At 66.4% G+C, this 14,913-nt stretch carries 12 protein-coding genes; 9 read left to right on the forward strand and 3 right to left on the reverse strand.

Annotated elements, in window-relative coordinates; translation table 11 throughout:
* Nucleotides 1-104: 104 nt before the first annotated feature.
* The 3 genes from ACREPD_RS11360 to ACREPD_RS11370 all read left to right on the forward strand — a co-directional run bounded on the left by ACREPD_RS11360 (nucleotide 105) and on the right by ACREPD_RS11370 (nucleotide 3,194).
* A complete protein-coding gene (locus ACREPD_RS11360) occupies nucleotides 105-899 on the forward strand; it encodes a DNA adenine methylase (RefSeq protein ID WP_431599437.1) in 795 nt (264 codons plus the stop codon).
* Between the two features lie 299 nt (nucleotides 900-1,198).
* On the forward strand, nucleotides 1,199-1,903 hold the full coding sequence (locus ACREPD_RS11365; RefSeq protein WP_431599438.1) for a response regulator transcription factor: 705 nt from the start codon (nucleotides 1,199-1,201) through the stop codon (nucleotides 1,901-1,903).
* Nucleotides 1,896-3,194, forward strand: a complete 1,299-nt coding sequence (locus ACREPD_RS11370; protein ID WP_431599439.1) for a sensor histidine kinase — start codon at nucleotides 1,896-1,898, stop codon at nucleotides 3,192-3,194. Before ACREPD_RS11365 ends, ACREPD_RS11370 begins: the two co-directional genes overlap by 8 nt.
* Here the strand turns inward: ACREPD_RS11370 and ACREPD_RS11375 are convergent.
* The 3 genes from ACREPD_RS11375 to ACREPD_RS11385 are packed head-to-tail and all read right to left on the reverse strand — an operon-like array spanning nucleotide 3,105 to nucleotide 8,403.
* Entirely contained in the window at nucleotides 3,105-6,176 is a 3,072-nt protein-coding gene (locus ACREPD_RS11375; protein WP_431599440.1) for an efflux RND transporter permease subunit, read from the reverse strand. The genes ACREPD_RS11370 and ACREPD_RS11375 overlap by 90 nt on opposite strands.
* The gene (locus tag ACREPD_RS11380) at nucleotides 6,173-7,201 is read right to left on the reverse strand and encodes an efflux RND transporter periplasmic adaptor subunit (RefSeq protein WP_431599441.1); all 1,029 of its coding nucleotides are present in this window, start codon (nucleotides 7,199-7,201) and stop codon (nucleotides 6,173-6,175) included. Before ACREPD_RS11380 ends, ACREPD_RS11375 begins: the two co-directional genes overlap by 4 nt.
* Nucleotides 7,198-8,403, reverse strand: coding sequence for a TolC family protein (locus ACREPD_RS11385; protein ID WP_431599442.1), 1,206 nt, complete (start codon nucleotides 8,401-8,403; stop codon nucleotides 7,198-7,200). Before ACREPD_RS11385 ends, ACREPD_RS11380 begins: the two co-directional genes overlap by 4 nt.
* A 288-nt stretch (nucleotides 8,404-8,691) precedes the next feature.
* Here ACREPD_RS11385 and ACREPD_RS11390 point away from each other — a divergent pair, with 288 nt between their 5' ends.
* From ACREPD_RS11390 to ACREPD_RS11415, 6 genes are all read left to right on the forward strand, one after another.
* Nucleotides 8,692-9,372, forward strand: a complete 681-nt coding sequence (locus ACREPD_RS11390; protein ID WP_431599443.1) for a winged helix-turn-helix domain-containing protein — start codon at nucleotides 8,692-8,694, stop codon at nucleotides 9,370-9,372.
* A gap of 14 nt (nucleotides 9,373-9,386) precedes the next feature.
* Nucleotides 9,387-10,733 carry a HAMP domain-containing sensor histidine kinase gene (locus ACREPD_RS11395; protein ID WP_431599444.1) on the forward strand — a complete coding sequence of 449 codons (1,347 nt, stop codon included), beginning with the start codon at nucleotides 9,387-9,389 and terminating at the stop codon, nucleotides 10,731-10,733.
* A gap of 18 nt (nucleotides 10,734-10,751) precedes the next feature.
* Nucleotides 10,752-11,186, forward strand: a complete 435-nt coding sequence (locus tag ACREPD_RS11400; RefSeq protein ID WP_431599445.1) for an EamA family transporter — start codon at nucleotides 10,752-10,754, stop codon at nucleotides 11,184-11,186.
* Nucleotides 11,187-11,302: 116 nt separating this feature from the next.
* A complete protein-coding gene (locus tag ACREPD_RS11405) occupies nucleotides 11,303-13,009 on the forward strand; it encodes a phosphoethanolamine transferase (RefSeq protein ID WP_431599446.1) in 1,707 nt (568 codons plus the stop codon).
* A 117-nt stretch (nucleotides 13,010-13,126) separates the two neighbouring features.
* Nucleotides 13,127-14,443 (forward strand): sensor histidine kinase, encoded by a 1,317-nt coding sequence (locus ACREPD_RS11410; RefSeq protein WP_431599447.1) that lies wholly within the window; start codon nucleotides 13,127-13,129, stop codon nucleotides 14,441-14,443.
* A gap of 90 nt (nucleotides 14,444-14,533) precedes the next feature.
* A complete protein-coding gene (locus ACREPD_RS11415) occupies nucleotides 14,534-14,905 on the forward strand; it encodes a diacylglycerol kinase (protein ID WP_431599463.1) in 372 nt (123 codons plus the stop codon).
* The last annotated feature ends 8 nt before the right edge of the window (nucleotides 14,906-14,913 follow it).

Raw genomic sequence — 14,913 nt, forward strand, 5'->3', positions numbered from 1 at the left:
CACGTCACCGCAACACACGCGTCTGCCGCGTGCTTTTGGCCGAGACCCTGCGCCCTCGCGAGGACGGGATCATTCTGGCTTACCCCTTTCGCACAGCCTGAGACATGCCCCTACCGATATTCCCCTGGCCTGGCGGGAAGCGCCGCCTGATCAAGCACCTGTATCCCCATTTCCCCGCGCACAACACCTATGTCGAGGCCTTCGCTGGCGGCGCGGCCGCACTCCTTATGAGACCGGTCCCGGCCCAGCTCGAAGTCCTCAATGACATCAACAGCGACCTGGTGACCCTATACCGGTGCGTCAGGCACCACCTGGAGGAGTTCGTCCGGATGTTCCGGTGGTCCCTGGTTAGCCGCCAGATGTTCGAGTGGGCAGCCATGGAGCGGCCGGAAACCCTAACCGATATCCAACGGGCGGCTCGCTTCTACTATCTTCAGAAGCTGTCGTTTGGCGGCAAGGTGGAGGGGCAGAGCTTCGGCCTGGTGGCCGGTGGCCACGGTCCACGGCTGAACCTGTTACGCATTGAGGAGGAGCTGAGCGCCGTCCACCTTCGCCTGGCCAACGTGGTGATTGAGCGCCTGCCCTGGCAGGAGTGTGTACGCCGCTACGACCGCCCTGAGACCTTGTTCTATCTGGACCCGCCGTATTGGGAGACAGAGGGCTATGGGGTGGACTTTCCCTTCGACCAGTACTTGGCCATGGCCGACCTCATGCGCACCAGCGCTGGCAAGGTGATTGTGTCCATCAATGACCACCCGGAGATCCGCCAGGCCTTCGCTGGCTTCGACCTGGTACCCCTGCAGCTGAACTACACAATTGGCGGGGGCGGTGGGCGAGATAAGCAGTTTGGGGAGCTGATCATCAAGAGCTGGGACGACCGCCAGGCGAGCCTGCTCTAAGGCCGTCCAAGCCCCCTTCAAATGCCTTTCGCGGGTCGTTTGAAGGGGGTTGCGGGAGGCCCGGAAGCGCTGCGCTGCTTCCGCCCCAGCCCTCTGGAGCAGGGATCCAAACCAAGTGTCCGCGTTTCGCAAACCGCGAGTCCGCCTACACCGTACAGGGCCAACCGGAGGCTGGCAGACAGGGGTGAGACGGCAGCAAACGCCGAGGAAACCGGCATGGAAGCACTCCAGGCAACAAGGATGATGAGAGATAATCGCCAATACAAACGCGACCTATTCGCATCAGGATGGAGGCAGGAATGTCAGATTTACGTCAGGTCGTCCGCGCCCTGTTTGTCGAAGACAACCAGGCATTGCTGGCCAGCATCTTCGCGTTCCTGGATGGCCGTGGCTTCGTGCTGGACGCCGCGCCCGATGGTCCTTCCGGCCTGAAGCTGGCATCGACCGGCGACTACGACGTCATCGTGCTGGACTGGATGCTGCCGCGCATGGACGGCATCGAAGTACTGCAGCGTCTGCGCGCGCTCGGTGAGGATGTGCCGGTGCTGATGCTCACGGCGCGCGACCAGCTGGACAGCAAACTCACCGGCTTCAGCGCCGGCGCGGACGATTACCTGGCCAAACCCTTCTCGATGGAGGAACTGCAGGCGCGCATCGTCGCGCTGTCCTTCCGGCAGCTGGGGCGAAAGCAGGTGCTGCGTGTTGGCGGCCTGACCTTCAATCTGCTCACGCAGGAGATCACCCGCGACGGGCGGGAGTTGAAGCTGTACAGCGGCAGCCGCGCGATTCTCGAAGTGCTGATGCGGCAGAGCCCGCACGTGGTGCCGAGGGAGCGGCTGGAATATGCGATCTGGGGCGATGACGTGCCCGACAAGGACATGCTGCGCACCCACGTATACGAGCTGCGCCGCAGGCTGGACCTGCCGGAGGAACCCAGGATGCTGCAGACGATCAGCAAGCTGGGCTATCGCCTGGTCGATGCCGGGAACGACGCGCATGACTAGGCGCAGCCTGCGGCGATCACTCGCGCTGGGTGTTGCCCTGTTCACCGCCGTGGTCGCGGCCGTGGTGGCCGCCCACGGCTATTGGGTCAATGAGCGTGCGGAAGAAGCGGTGTGGGCCTCCATGCTGCATACCGAGATGGATTTCTTCATGGAGCGCCGTGCCGCCGATCCCACCTACGCGTGGCCGGACTCGGAGATCCTCAGCCTGCATCGGCAGGACCAGGCCGCGCCGCCCTTCCGGAATCTGGGCCCCGGCCTGCACGATGAAGTCGCCTCCGCCGGGCGCAGCTACGTCGTGCTGGTGAAAGGCACGGGGCCCGACGCACACGTGCTTGCCCTGGATATCACCGACCAGGAGCAGGATGAACTCGCTCTCGGGGCCTCATTGGCGGCCTCCGTGCTGGTGGTGGTCGCCCTGCTCGTGCTGCTGGTCTACTGGGGTGCCGGCCGCCTGTTGCGCCCGCTCACCTCACTCTCGGTCGCCATCCGCGCGTTGCCGCCCGATGGATCGGGCAGCGCCTTTCCCATCGCCCCGAATGATCCGGAAGAAGTGAGCGTGGTCGCCGCTGCGTTCAACGGCTACATGAAGCGCAGCAGGGACTTCGTGGAACGCGAGCGCACCTTCATCAACCTTGCCAGCCACGAACTGCGTTCGCCCATCGCCGTGGTACGGGGCTCGATGGAGGTGGCGCTCAGCCATCCCGATGTCACGCCCGCCCTGCGCCCGCACCTGCTGCGGGCGGAGCAGTCGGCGAAGGGAATGGAGGACCTGGCCGAGTTGCTGCTCACGCTGGCGCGGGAACCCGAGCGCGCGCTGCGCGACCTGCAGCCCGTCGACGTCGCGCACGAGCTTCCCGCGATCGTGGCCGACTACGCCTTCATCGCCAAGGACAAGGAACTGGCGCTGCTGCTGGAAATCGATGCGGGGCTGATGGTCTCGGCACCGCCGCAGATCCTGCGTACCGTCATCGGCAACCTGCTGCGCAACGCCATCGAGAACAGCGACCGTGGCAGCGTCCGCATCCATGCCGGCGGGCCCACCACCGTCGTCGTCGAGGACAGCGGGCATGGCATGACCGACGCGGAAATGGCCGCGCTGCATGCCCGGATCATCCGCAGCGGCTACACCGGCACCGCGGGGATCGGGCTGGGCCTGATCTCGCGCATCTGCACGCATTTCGGCTGGTCGTTCGAGATCACCTCATCGCCGCAGGCGGGCACCCGCGCCAGCGTGGACTTCGCGCCTGCCGCGGGCCGCGTCGCCGGGCAGCAGCATCAGCACGGCGGGTAGCACCAGCAGCACCAGGACGTACTGCAACGCCAGCCCGGCGATGATCGATATGGCCAGCGGCTGTTGAATACCTGCGCCCCTGCCCAGTGCCATCGCCAGCGGCAACAGGGTCAGGATGGCCGCCAGGGTGGTCATGGTGATCGGACGCAGCCGGTTGCCGGCCGCCTCCAGCACCGCCTGGCGGGCAGGCATGCGCGTGGCCAGCAGCTGGTACTCGCTGACGAGGAAGATCGCCATCTCCGTGGAAATGCCAACCACCATGGTCATGCCCATCAGCGCCGTGATGTTCAGTTCCACGCCGGTGATCCAGAGCGCGGTGAATACCGCCGTGGTCGACAGTGCGGAGACCACCACGACGACCAGTGCGGTCCACACCGATTCGTAGAGCAGCATCAACAGGATGAGCTCGGCAATGAAGGCGGCCACGAACACTTCAATCAAGCCCAGGAAGGCCTGTTGCTGCTGTTCGTACAGCCCACCCATGGCGTATCGCACCCCGGGCGACAGCGCGCCCGGTGCATCCAGCGCCGCCTTGACCGATGCCGCGGCGGCGCCGAGCCCCTGCCCTTCCAGGCGCGCCGTGACGGCGATCATCGGCTGCAGGTCATCGCGCCCGATCTCGGGCTCGCCACTGACCGCATGGATGCTGGCCACCCGCGACAGCGGAAACACATGCCCGCCGGGCGCGCGGATGGGAAGCGCCGCCAGCCCCTCATGAGTGAGCGTCGCCGCCCCGACCGAGCGCACCCGCACATCCAGCAGCGTTCCGCGCGCAGGCAGCCGGGCGGCGACCACGCCCGTGATGGCCGTGTCCAGCGCACGCGTCACGTCCGCCGGACTCACCGATTCCATCGCCACACGCACCGGGTCCAGCTGGACATCCAGACCGTCGCCGGCGGGATTGATGCCGTCCTTGACCTCGACCAGGCCGGGCAGCGCGGCGACGATGTCGGCGACCTTCTTCGCCTCGGCCGGCAGCACCGCAGGATCCTGGGCGTACAGCTTGACTTCGATGGGCTGAGGAACCGCGGTGAGATCACCGATCAGATCCTCCATCAGCTGCGCCGACTCCACTTCCAGCCCGGGGATCTCCGCGGCAGCGCGGGCGCGGACCGCCGCCATCACCGCCTCGGTACTGCGCTGATGATCCGTCCTCAAGCGGACGAAGTAGTCGCCATGGTGGGGCTCACCCAGGTCGCCGCCCAATCCCGTGCCGGTACGACGCGAGAACGTCTCGACCTCCGGCTGTGATCGCAGCAGCGCATCCAGCTGATGCAGCTGGCGCTCCGTTTCAGTCAGCGCCGTGCCGGGGGGCGTGCGGAAGTCCAGAACGAACCCACCCTCATCCACCTTGGGCATGAAGCCGCTGGGTACCTGCGTCCAGGCCACGGCGCCCAGCACCAGCAGCGGTATCACGCCCAACAGCACGCGGCGCGGCCGCTGCAGGCCGGCCGTCAGCACCCGCGCGTGCGTGCGCGACAGCCAGGTGGATCTGCCATGGCCCGGGTCCTGCCAACGGCCGAAGTCGATGAAGCGTCGCGCCAGCAGCGGCACGACGAAGGCGGCGAACAGGTAGGAGATCACCAGCGCCGAGGCCATGGTGATCGACAACGCCCGCGAGAATTCACCGGTGACGCCCCCCAGGAAACTCAAGGGGACGAACACCACGATGGTTGCCAGGCTGGACCCGGTCAGCGGGCGCAGGAACTCGCGCGTGGCGGGAAGTACGTCCTTGGCGCCACCGCCAGCACCGGCACGGCGCGCAATGTGCTCGACCACCACGATGACATCGTCGATGACCAACCCGACCGCCGCGGCAATGCCGCCCAGGGTCATGATGTTGAAGGTCATGCCAAGCAGGCCGAGCACCAGCGCCGTCACCGCGATGACCGACGGCACCACGATCAGCGCCACGATCACGATCCGCAGGTTCCTGAGGAAGGCAAACAGGACCAGGCCGGCCAGCAGCAGGCCGATGGCCATCGCATCGCGGACACTGGCCTGCGAATCCGACACCAGCTGGCTCTGGTCGTACCAGCTGATCAGCTTTACGTCACCGGGGAGCGGTGCCGCGCCGAGCGTGTCGCGGACCTGTGCCGCGATCGCCACCGCATTGCCATCGGGCTGCTGGTAGACGTTCAACAGCACCGCCGGATGCCCGTCTTCGGCCACGTTGATCCAGTTCGGTGCGTGGCCGTAGCCCACGTGGGCCACCGCGCCGAGCCGTACGACGCCGTCGCTGCCGGCGCGCACCACCGTCTGCCGCAGCTGCTCCATGGTCTGCAGATCGGTACGTGCGATCACCAGCGAAAGCCGGCTCCTGTCCTGCACGCGGCCGACCGCCTTGATGTCGGCCACGGATGCCACGGCGGTGGCCAGATCATCCAGCGACAGGCCCATGCCGGCCAGGCGATGAACATCCGCCTCGACCTGGATCTCCTGCACCTCCCCACCCTGCACGGCGACCCGGGAAATGCCGGCGATGGACGCCAGCCGCGGGGCAAAATCCAGCGCGGCCAGATCGCGCAGGCGCGACTGCGATACCTGGCTGGAACTCAGTGCGTAGGAAATGATCGGAAACACCGTGGGATCCATCCGCCGCACTTCGTAGCCGGTACCGGCGGGCAACGAAGGCAGGGTCTGGGCCAGCGCGGCGTCCACCAGCAGGGTCGATGCGACCATGTCGCGGCCCCAACCGAAGTCCACCGAAATCTGTGCGGATCCCCGCGAAGAGTTCGAACGCACGGCATGCACGCCTGGAATCGCACGCAGCGCGTCTTCCGCCGGCTTGGTGACTGCAAGCACGGTCTGGGCCGCCGGGCGGTCGCCCGAAGACAGATCGACCACGACGCGCGGAAACGGAACCTGCGGAAACAGACTCACCGGGATGCCTGCGGCGATCACGGCACCGGCCAGCACCAGCGCGGCGGCAATGGCCATGATGGCCTTGGCATGGCGGTCAACCAGCGAGGTGAAGCTCATCGCGCGTCCTCCGTACGCACCGTCGCCCCATCCGAGAGCTGATACGCACCTGCGGTCACCACCGGCCGCTTGCCGTCCAGGGCGCCGGTCACGAGCACACGTCCCTCCGGCAGAACCGCGGCACGGCTCACGCGCACGCGTAGGGCGTGGTTGCCCTTGGTCTGGAACAGGTGCGGGCCGTGCGCATCCTCCTGGACGGCTTCAGCAGGCACCTGCCAGCCGGCGACGCGCCCTGCCAGTATCGTGGCCTGGTAGGCCTGGCCTTTCAGCAGCGGGCCGGACGCACTCACGTCGACGTCGACCAGCCGGGTAACGTCGTTGATCGCCTGCCCCGCATGCGTCACGGTGCCGCGCAGGTGGCTGCTCCCATCCAGCGCGGCCAGTTCGACGGGCTGCCCGACCTCGATCCCGCTGCGCTCGGCCGGCTCGACACCGGCCTGCACGATCAACGCATCCTGCCGTGCCAGCGTGACCAGTGCGCTACCCGCAGCAACCCGCAGGCCGGGCGACGCCGGCACGCTCGCCACGATGCCGTCGAAGGGTGCCACGATCTGCTGGCGCGCACCGCCGCCTGCATCGGCCGATGCCGTGCGCACGGCCGCCGCCGCATCCTGAACCGCCTTGTCCGCCTGCGCCTTCTGATCCTGCGATGCCAGCTGGTCGGCCAGCAGTCGAGTGACGCGTCCCTGCTCCCTGCTCGCGGCCGTCAGTGCGGCCGCAGCCTGATCGAGCGCGCCCTTTGCCGCGGCAGAGAGCTCAAACACCAGCAGCGGCTGCCCACGCGTGACGCGTTCGCCGGGTACCACCGTCACCGCCACCACCTGGCCATCCACGGCCCGGCTCACGGTGTAGGCCCCCTCGGCGGACGGCATCGCCGTTCCGTACGCGATCACCTGACGGTCGACCTCGTGCCACTGGGCAGGCACCTGCGCCACCAGCACGGCAGGCGGTGTTGGGTCCGCCGGTGCCTGCGTGCAGGCAGCCAGCGCCAGGGACGCAACCAGCAGGGTGATGTGACGCTTCATGGCTGCTCTCCTGCAGACTGCGCGGATGCATCTTCATTACCGGACATGGCCGGCATGCCCAGACCGTCCAGGGTCTGGATGGCCAGGTTCTGGGCCGCGATGTTCGAGGTGATGCCGATGAGGTCCTGCTCCCGGGCGTTCTGGGCCATCACCGCGTCGAGATAGGTCCGCCCTTCGATGTCCTGGCGGGCGAGCGCCTGCTGCAGGCGCGGCAGCAGCGGCCTGGCCTGCTCCACCTGCGCCGACACGCGGTGCTGCTGGCGAACCAGCGATTGCTGTTGCTCCAGCAGTGCGGACACTTCGTTGGTGGCCGCGATCAGACGCGCATCGAACTCGGCCTTCAGCTTGCTGCGGGTGGCCTGTTCGAGGCTTATGCCCGCTTGGTTGTGATTGAACAGAGGCAGTTCCATGGAAATATCCAGCCCCGCTGTCTTCACATTCCCCGTATCGCGGCCGGCGCTGGCGCCGAGGGTCATCGCCGGAAACTGGGCAAGCACTGATTCGCGGACCCGCTGCTCCTGCGCCTGGTATCCGGCGCGCAAGGCGAGCAGATCGGGTCGAAAGTCGACCAGATGCTGCTGCCTCGACCGCACCGCCGCCGGGTCCGCGGGCTGGATGTTCTCCGGATAGTCGACGTTGAGGCGCACGCCACTGTCCAGGCCCAGCAGCCCCGCCAGTTCCTGCTGGCGCGTCAACTGCACCACCTCCAATGCGGACAGCTGCGCGCCCGCGTCGGCGGCAAGCTGGCTCTCGATGACGTACGCCGACTGGGTGATGTCGCCGGCCGCCAGCGCGCGCCGGCTGCGTGTGGTGCGCTCGTCCCACAGGGCGGATGTCTGGCGGGCATAGGGAAGCTGCCGTTGCGCGGTGACCAGCTCCAGCGCGGTCAACTCGGCCTTGGTCGCCGTCTGCCATTCCTGCCACAGGATGCCGGCATCCACCTGCTCGACCTGGGCCTTCGCCGAAGCCATCTTCGCCGGCCGCAGAATCAGCGCCTTGATGTCCTGCCCCAGGCCGAGGGCGATCGCGGGCAGCGCACCCGGCCCGCTCACGACCCCGGCATAGCTCGCCGACAGCACGGGATTGGGCAGCGCCGCCGCGGCCTCGAGCTGGGCCGCCGCGATGCCATGCTCGGCGCGTGCCGCCCGCAGCTCGGGATTGTTCTCGATGGCCAACCGACCAATCCGGGTGATGCTCAACATCGCCGGCAGCGGTTGCCCGTGGCGGGTGGCAGGCAAGGCAGCAGGCGGTACCGCGGCCAGATTCAGCGCATCTGGCTGGTAGGTGGCGCAGCCGCCCAGCAGCAGCGCGACGGCAAGTACCCGTGCAGGATGACGCGGCATGGCGGTTCTCAGCGGTGCGGATGGGGGCCAGTCTGGGCCGCCCCACCTCACCCGCCGATGGCCCCGACATTGGGGATCGGTAACTTGACCAGGGCGCGTCGGCCGTTCTACAAGGCCTGTGTTGCCCCGCTGCCGAGGTGCGTGAACGTGAAGATCCTGGTCGTCGAGGACGATGCGGAAACCGCCCGCTACATCAGCGCCGGGCTGAGCGAGCTGGGCCACAACGTTTCCGTCGCCGCGGATGGTCGAGAGGGGTTGTTCCAGGGCTCGGACCACGACTGGGACCTGCTGCTGGTGGACCGCATGCTGCCGGGCCTGGATGGCCTGGTGCTGGTGAGTACACTGCGCGCCGCCGGCGTCGAGGCGCCCGTGCTGTTCCTCACCACCCTCGGCGGCATCGATGACCGGGTCAACGGCCTCAATGCCGGTGCCGACGACTACCTGGTCAAGCCCTTCGCCTTCTCCGAACTGGCCGCGCGCGTGGCGGCGCTTGGCCGACGCCCCCGCAAGACACAGGCCGACACGGTGCTGCGCGTGGCGGACCTGCGGATGGATCTGGTCGCCAGGACCGTGCAACGCGGGGGTGCCGATGTCGAACTGCAGCCGCGCGAATTCCGGCTGCTTGAGGTATTGATGCGCCATGCCGGCGAAGTGGTCACGCGCACCATGCTGCTGGAAAAGGTGTGGGACCTGCACTTCGATCCGCAGACCAATGTCGTCGAAAGCCACATGAGCCGCCTGCGCGCCAAGCTGGATGTCCCTGCGGGCGCGACGCTCATCCACACCATCCGCGGCGCCGGCTACAGCATCCGCGAGCCCAGGCCGTGAATGCGCGTCGGCTGTTGCGCACCTCCAGCTTCCGTCTCACGTTGCGCTATGCGTTGATCACCGGTATCAGCTTCCTGCTCATGTTCGGGATCATGATCTGGTCCGCCACCCATTACATGAAAGAGCAGATCGATGCCTCCGTCGCGGCGGAACTGCGTGAAATCGACATCGCCACCGAAGGCACCAGCACCGGTTCGCTGGTGCCGGTCATCACCGCCTCCACCCGCTCGGACAATGGCTTCCACTATCTGCTGCTGACCTCAGACGGCGAGAAAGTGGCCGGCGACCTGCCCGTGCTGACGCATGCCAGCGGGATCGTCGAAGCGTTGTCCGTGCCGGCCTCGGGGCAACGACCGGCCATGACCCTGCGCGGCATTGGCCGCCGCACGGACGACGGTGGGCAGCTGTTTGTAGGAACCTCTTCCCACCAGATCGAAGAGTTGCAGGAGTTCGTCACCCGCTCCTTCCTGCTCGGGCTGGTGGCGTCGATGGTGCTGGTGCTGGTCGGCGGCGCCGTCATGAGTGCGGCGTCACTGCGCCGCGTGGAGGAGATGAGCCAGAGCAGCCGGGACATCGTCAATGGCGATCTCGGCCGGCGCATCGCACTCAATGGAAGTGGCGACGAATTCGATCATCTCGCGGCGAGCCTCAACGCCATGCTGGACCGCATCACCGCGTTGATGCGCGGCCTGGAGCAGGTATCGGTCGACGTCGCGCATGACCTGCGCACCCCGTTATCCCGACTGCGCCAGAAGCTGGAACTGGTGCATGGACGGCAGGCGAGCGCGGAACAGCTCGAGCACACCGTGGACGCGGCGCTGGTGGACATCGACGCCATCCTGGCCACGTTCTCCGCGTTGCTGCGCATCGCTCAGATCGAAGGGGGCAAGCGCCGCGCAAACTTCGCCGCCATCGACCTGGCCGAGGTGATCGACACGGTGGCGGAGATCTACCAGCCTGCGATCGAGGATCGGGGGCAAACGTTGACCCTGCTCGCGGCGGCGCCGGTACGAATCGCTGGCGACCGCGAGCTGCTGACACAGATGGTGGCCAATCTGGTGGAGAACGCCACCCGCCATTCACCGCCTGGGGCGACGATTATTCTTGAAGCGATGCATCGCGGTGAACGGGCCTGCCTGGTCGTGGCAGACACGGGCCCGGGCATCCCGCACGACGCGCATGCGGCGGTGTTGACCCGCTTCTACCGGTTGGATGTCAGCCGCAGCACGCCCGGCAATGGACTCGGCCTCAGCCTGGTGAAGGCCGTCGCCGAACTGCACGGCGCAACGATGGAACTGGGCGACAACCACCCTGGCCTGCGCGTTACGCTGGACTTTCCGCCGACCCCATCGCAGCGCTGATTCTCGAGGAGCACCTCCATGCAGAACATTCCGCAGTGGCTGTTTCTGGCAGGCTTGTCGGCCACCTTCGCCGCACTCACCGCGCTGTTTGCCAAGATCGGCGTGAAGAACGTCGATCCTGACCTGGCCATGGCGGTCCGGACGCTGATCGTGGCCGCGGTCATCCTTCCACTGGTGGTGTTCACGGGAAAATGGAGCAACCCACTGCAGCTGCCCGGCCGCACCCAGCTGTTCCTTGTCCTCTCCGCCCTGGCCACGGGCGCGTCGTGGCTGTTCTACTTCCGCGCGCTGCAGGCGGGCGAGCTGGCCAAGGTCGCGGTGGTGGACAAGCTCAGTGTCGTGCTGGTGATCGTGCTGGCATTTCTGCTGCTGGGCGAGCGTCCATCGGCGCGTGAATGGGGCGGCATCGGACTGGTGGTGGCCGGCGTGATCCTGCTGGCGACGCGGCGTTGACGGTGAATTCTGCGTGTTTCCTATTGATTTCTTAACGAACTCAGACATAACTCCGACCGAAATCCGACGAACGTCAGGCCAGGATTGCCCCACAGTCACTGACATTGGCCTCCGGCATGGCTTCATCGAACGCAACACAGGCAGCAGCCGACGTCGACACGTCGCGCCGCTCGGCACATCGTGGGGTTGGCGCCTGGAGTGTTGCGAAAAGCTGGCGCCCCGAGATCAGTCAGGAGACCCTCATCCTGGCCTGCAGCCTGTTCTTCGCCGCGGTCAGCAACGGTCCCTTCTGGAAGGCCGCCTATTCGCTGCATCCCGGCAACCTGCTGTTCGCCGTTGCGTTGTTCGGCCTGCTCATCGCCGTCAATGGCCTGCTGCTGTCGCTGCTGATCTGGCGCTGGAGCGCGAAGCCGGTCATCACCGCGCTGCTCGTCGTCACTGCAATGGCCGTGCACTACATGACCACCTACGGGGTGTTCATGGATGCGGACATGGTGCGCAACGTGCTGCAGACGGACGTGAAAGAGTCGCGGGAACTGATGACACCCAGCCTCATTCTGCCCTTGCTGCTGTTCGCCGTTCTGCCGGCGCTGGTGGTCTGGCGCGTGCGCATCAAGCCGCGTTCCGCGCTGCGGACGCTGTGGGTGCGCCCCGCCTTCATGCTGGCACTGGCGATCGCCGGCGCGGGCAGCGTCATGCTGGCCAGTGCCGACATCGCGTCGATGGTGCGCAATCATCGTGAGATCAAGTATCTCGCCACGCCGCTCAACTACATCATCGGCCTTCAGCAGAACCTGAAGTCGAGCTCGCCCATCAAGCGGGCGCCCAAGACCCCGATCGCGATGGACGCGGTACGCACCCCACCCATCGCAGGCGCGAGGCCGCGCCTGGTGGTGCTGGTGGTCGGCGAAACCGTGCGTGCGCAGAACTGGGGCTTGAATGGCTACGCCCGCCAGACCACGCCCGAGCTCGCGCGCATTGGCGTGGTCAACTTCCCGGACATGCACTCCTGCGGCACCAGCACCGAAGTGTCCGTGCCCTGCATGTTCTCCCAGCTCGGCCGTCGCAACTACGACGAGAAGCAGATCCGCTCCGAGCAGTCCTTCCTGAACGTGTTGAACAACGTAGGCATCAACACCCTTTGGCGCGACAACCAGTCGGGTTGCAAGGGCGTCTGCGAAGGCACGCCGTTCGAGTCGCTCTCCGATGCCGCCGACCCCAGCCTGTGCGTGAAGGGTCGCTGCATGGACGAGATCCTGATCAAGGGCCTCGCCGAACAGGTGCGCGCAACGCCGGGGGACAAGTTCGTCGTGCTGCACCAGCTGGGCAACCATGGCCCCAGCTACTTCCAGCGCTACCCGGACGCGTTCCGCAGGTTCACCCCACCCTGCGAAAACCCCGAGCTCGGCAACTGCCCGCGCGAGCAGATCGTGAATGCCTACGACAACGCCATTCTGTACACGGACCACTTCCTGGCCCAGACCATCCACGCGCTCCAGGGCATGGAGGACTACGACACCGCCATGATCTACGTGTCCGACCACGGCGAGTCGCTGGGTGAAAAGGGCCTGTACCTGCATGGCGTTCCGTATGCGATCGCGCCGGCGGAGCAGACCTCGGTGCCCATGGTCATGTGGTTCTCCAGCCGCTTCTCCGGCGCACGCGGACTGGATACCAGCTGCCTGGAGCAGCGCGCTATGCAGCGCGCGGACCACGACGTGCTGTTCTCCTCCATTCTTGGCCTCCTGCAGGTGAAGACCAAGGCCTACGACGAGACGCAGGATGTCTTCGCGTCCTGCCTGAGGTCGGGCACGAACGCCTGACGGAATCACGGCATCCGTCATGTCCGCGCCTGTTCAGGCCCGGACAAAGCGACTAGAGTTCGACCCGTACTCGTTGATGGATGTTGACTGCACATGGCAGGAAAAGTGCGGAACCTCATGACCCGCGAGGGTGCCAGGCGTGGCGCCGACCGCCCCAGGACCAGCCTGCGCAGTCGGGTCACGCGCTGGTTGGTGGTGTATGCCGCGCTGCTGTCGCTGGCGGTCTTCGTGCACGGCCAGATCGTGAATTCGCGCGCGGAGGACCTGACCTGGCAGTCGCTGCTGCAGTCCGAGCTGGAGCACTTCATCCAGCGCGGTGACGAGGACCCCAACTACCACTGGACGGATACGGACACCGTTCAACTCTATGGCGATGACGACCATTCGCCGATACCGGCCCACTACGCGGCATTCGGCCCGGGCATCCACGATGGTGTGCGCGTCGGTGACCAGGACAAGGTCATCCTGGTCCGCGAGGTCCGTGGCCGCAAGCTGGTGCTTGCGCTGGACATCACCGAGCTGCAGCAGCATGAAGACAATGTCGGCCTGTGGATGCTGGGCTCGAACGTGCTTGCGATCGTGCTGCTGGGCCTGCTGGTGGGATGGGGCCTGGGACGCGTCCTGCGACCGCTCACCGCACTGTCCAACCGCATCCGCAAACTGACGCCCGAGCAACCGGGCCAGCAGATCGAGATCGACCCGCAGGCGAGCTCCGAACAGGCGGTCATTACCGAATCGCTCAACGACTACATCCGTCGCAACGAAGAGTTTGTCGAGCGCGAAAAGCAGTTCATCAACAGCGTCAGCCACGAGCTGAGGACGCCCGTGGCGGTCATCGCCGGCGCGGCGGATCTGGCCTCGACGCCGGGCGCGTCGGAGAAGATGGTCCAGCACCAGCTCAGTCGCATCCGCGAGATCGCCGCGTCTGTTGAAGAGCTGATCTCGATCCTGCTGGTGCTGGCCAAGAGTGCGGACAGACTGGAGAAGACCAGCGAGCTGATTTCGCTCACCGAACTGGTCCAGGCCTCGGCCCACGACCATGGCTATCTGTGCGATGACAGGGTCCTGGTGATTGAACTGACCGGTTCCGCACAACCGGTGATCCTGGCCCCTGCCGCCGTGGTCAACGTCGTGGTCGGCAATCTCATCCGCAACGCCATCGAGAACAGCGACAAGGGCACCATCCGGATCGAGGTGAGCGAGGATGCGCAGGTCGTCATCGATGACCCCGGCCATGGCATGACCCCGGAAGAGATCAGTGCGCTGTACGCCAGGATGGTCAAGGGCGAGGCGCGCGACGGACAGGGCATCGGCCTGGAACTCATCGCGCGCCTGTGCGGGCACCTCGACTGGCGGCTCAGCTTCGAGTCCAAGCCTGACGGCAAGGGAACCCGCGCCACCGTGGATATGTCGTCCAGTCTCAAGGGCGTCTGACCGGCCGTTCTCTGACCTATCTCCGACCTGGGGGATTCCACAATGAGCGCGCCGCCTTCGGAGCGGCTCCCTCCTCATCTGTGTGATCCCATGCCCGACCAGTTTGGACATCTTCCGCGCGGCCCCGCGCGCACCTTGAAGGCCTTCGTCTGGTCCATGCAGGGACTGAAGGCGGCCTGGCTTCACGAGTCTTCCTTCCGTCTGGAAGCGGTCATGGCTGTGGTGATGGTGCCGGCGGCGCTGTGGCTCGGGCAGACCGGCATTGAACGGGTGCTGCTGATCCTTCCAGTGCTGATGGTGCTGGCGCTGGAACTGCTCAATTCGGCCGTGGAAGCGGTGATCGAACGCTATGGCGCCGAACACCACGAGCTTGCGGGGCGCGCCAAGGACATGGGCTCGGCCGCGGTCTTCGTGGGCCTGCTCGCCACGGTGGGCACCTGGCTGCTGATCCTGGTCTTCTAGGGAGCCCG

This window comes from Stenotrophomonas sp., from assembly GCF_050737075.1.
In the GTDB taxonomy this organism is placed as follows: Bacteria; Pseudomonadota; Gammaproteobacteria; order Xanthomonadales; family Xanthomonadaceae; genus Stenotrophomonas.

Bases quoted from the DNA above. Each gene is read 5' to 3' on its own strand.
- ACREPD_RS11400 (WP_431599445.1), top strand. From the start codon at position 10,752: ATGCAGAACATTCCGCAGTGGCTGTTTCTGGCAGGCTTGTCGGCCACC.
- ACREPD_RS11405 (WP_431599446.1), top strand. From the start codon at position 11,303: ATGGCTTCATCGAACGCAACACAGGCAGCAGCCGACGTCGACACGTCG.
- ACREPD_RS11365 (WP_431599438.1), top strand. From the start codon at position 1,199: ATGTCAGATTTACGTCAGGTCGTCCGCGCCCTGTTTGTCGAAGACAAC.
- ACREPD_RS11380 (WP_431599441.1), bottom strand. From the start codon at position 7,201: ATGAAGCGTCACATCACCCTGCTGGTTGCGTCCCTGGCGCTGGCTGCC.
- ACREPD_RS11370 (WP_431599439.1), top strand. From the start codon at position 1,896: ATGACTAGGCGCAGCCTGCGGCGATCACTCGCGCTGGGTGTTGCCCTG.
- ACREPD_RS11415 (WP_431599463.1), top strand. From the start codon at position 14,534: ATGCCCGACCAGTTTGGACATCTTCCGCGCGGCCCCGCGCGCACCTTG.
- ACREPD_RS11375 (WP_431599440.1), bottom strand. From the start codon at position 6,176: ATGAGCTTCACCTCGCTGGTTGACCGCCATGCCAAGGCCATCATGGCC.
- ACREPD_RS11410 (WP_431599447.1), top strand. From the start codon at position 13,127: ATGACCCGCGAGGGTGCCAGGCGTGGCGCCGACCGCCCCAGGACCAGC.
- ACREPD_RS11360 (WP_431599437.1), top strand. From the start codon at position 105: ATGCCCCTACCGATATTCCCCTGGCCTGGCGGGAAGCGCCGCCTGATC.
- ACREPD_RS11385 (WP_431599442.1), bottom strand. From the start codon at position 8,403: ATGTTGAGCATCACCCGGATTGGTCGGTTGGCCATCGAGAACAATCCC.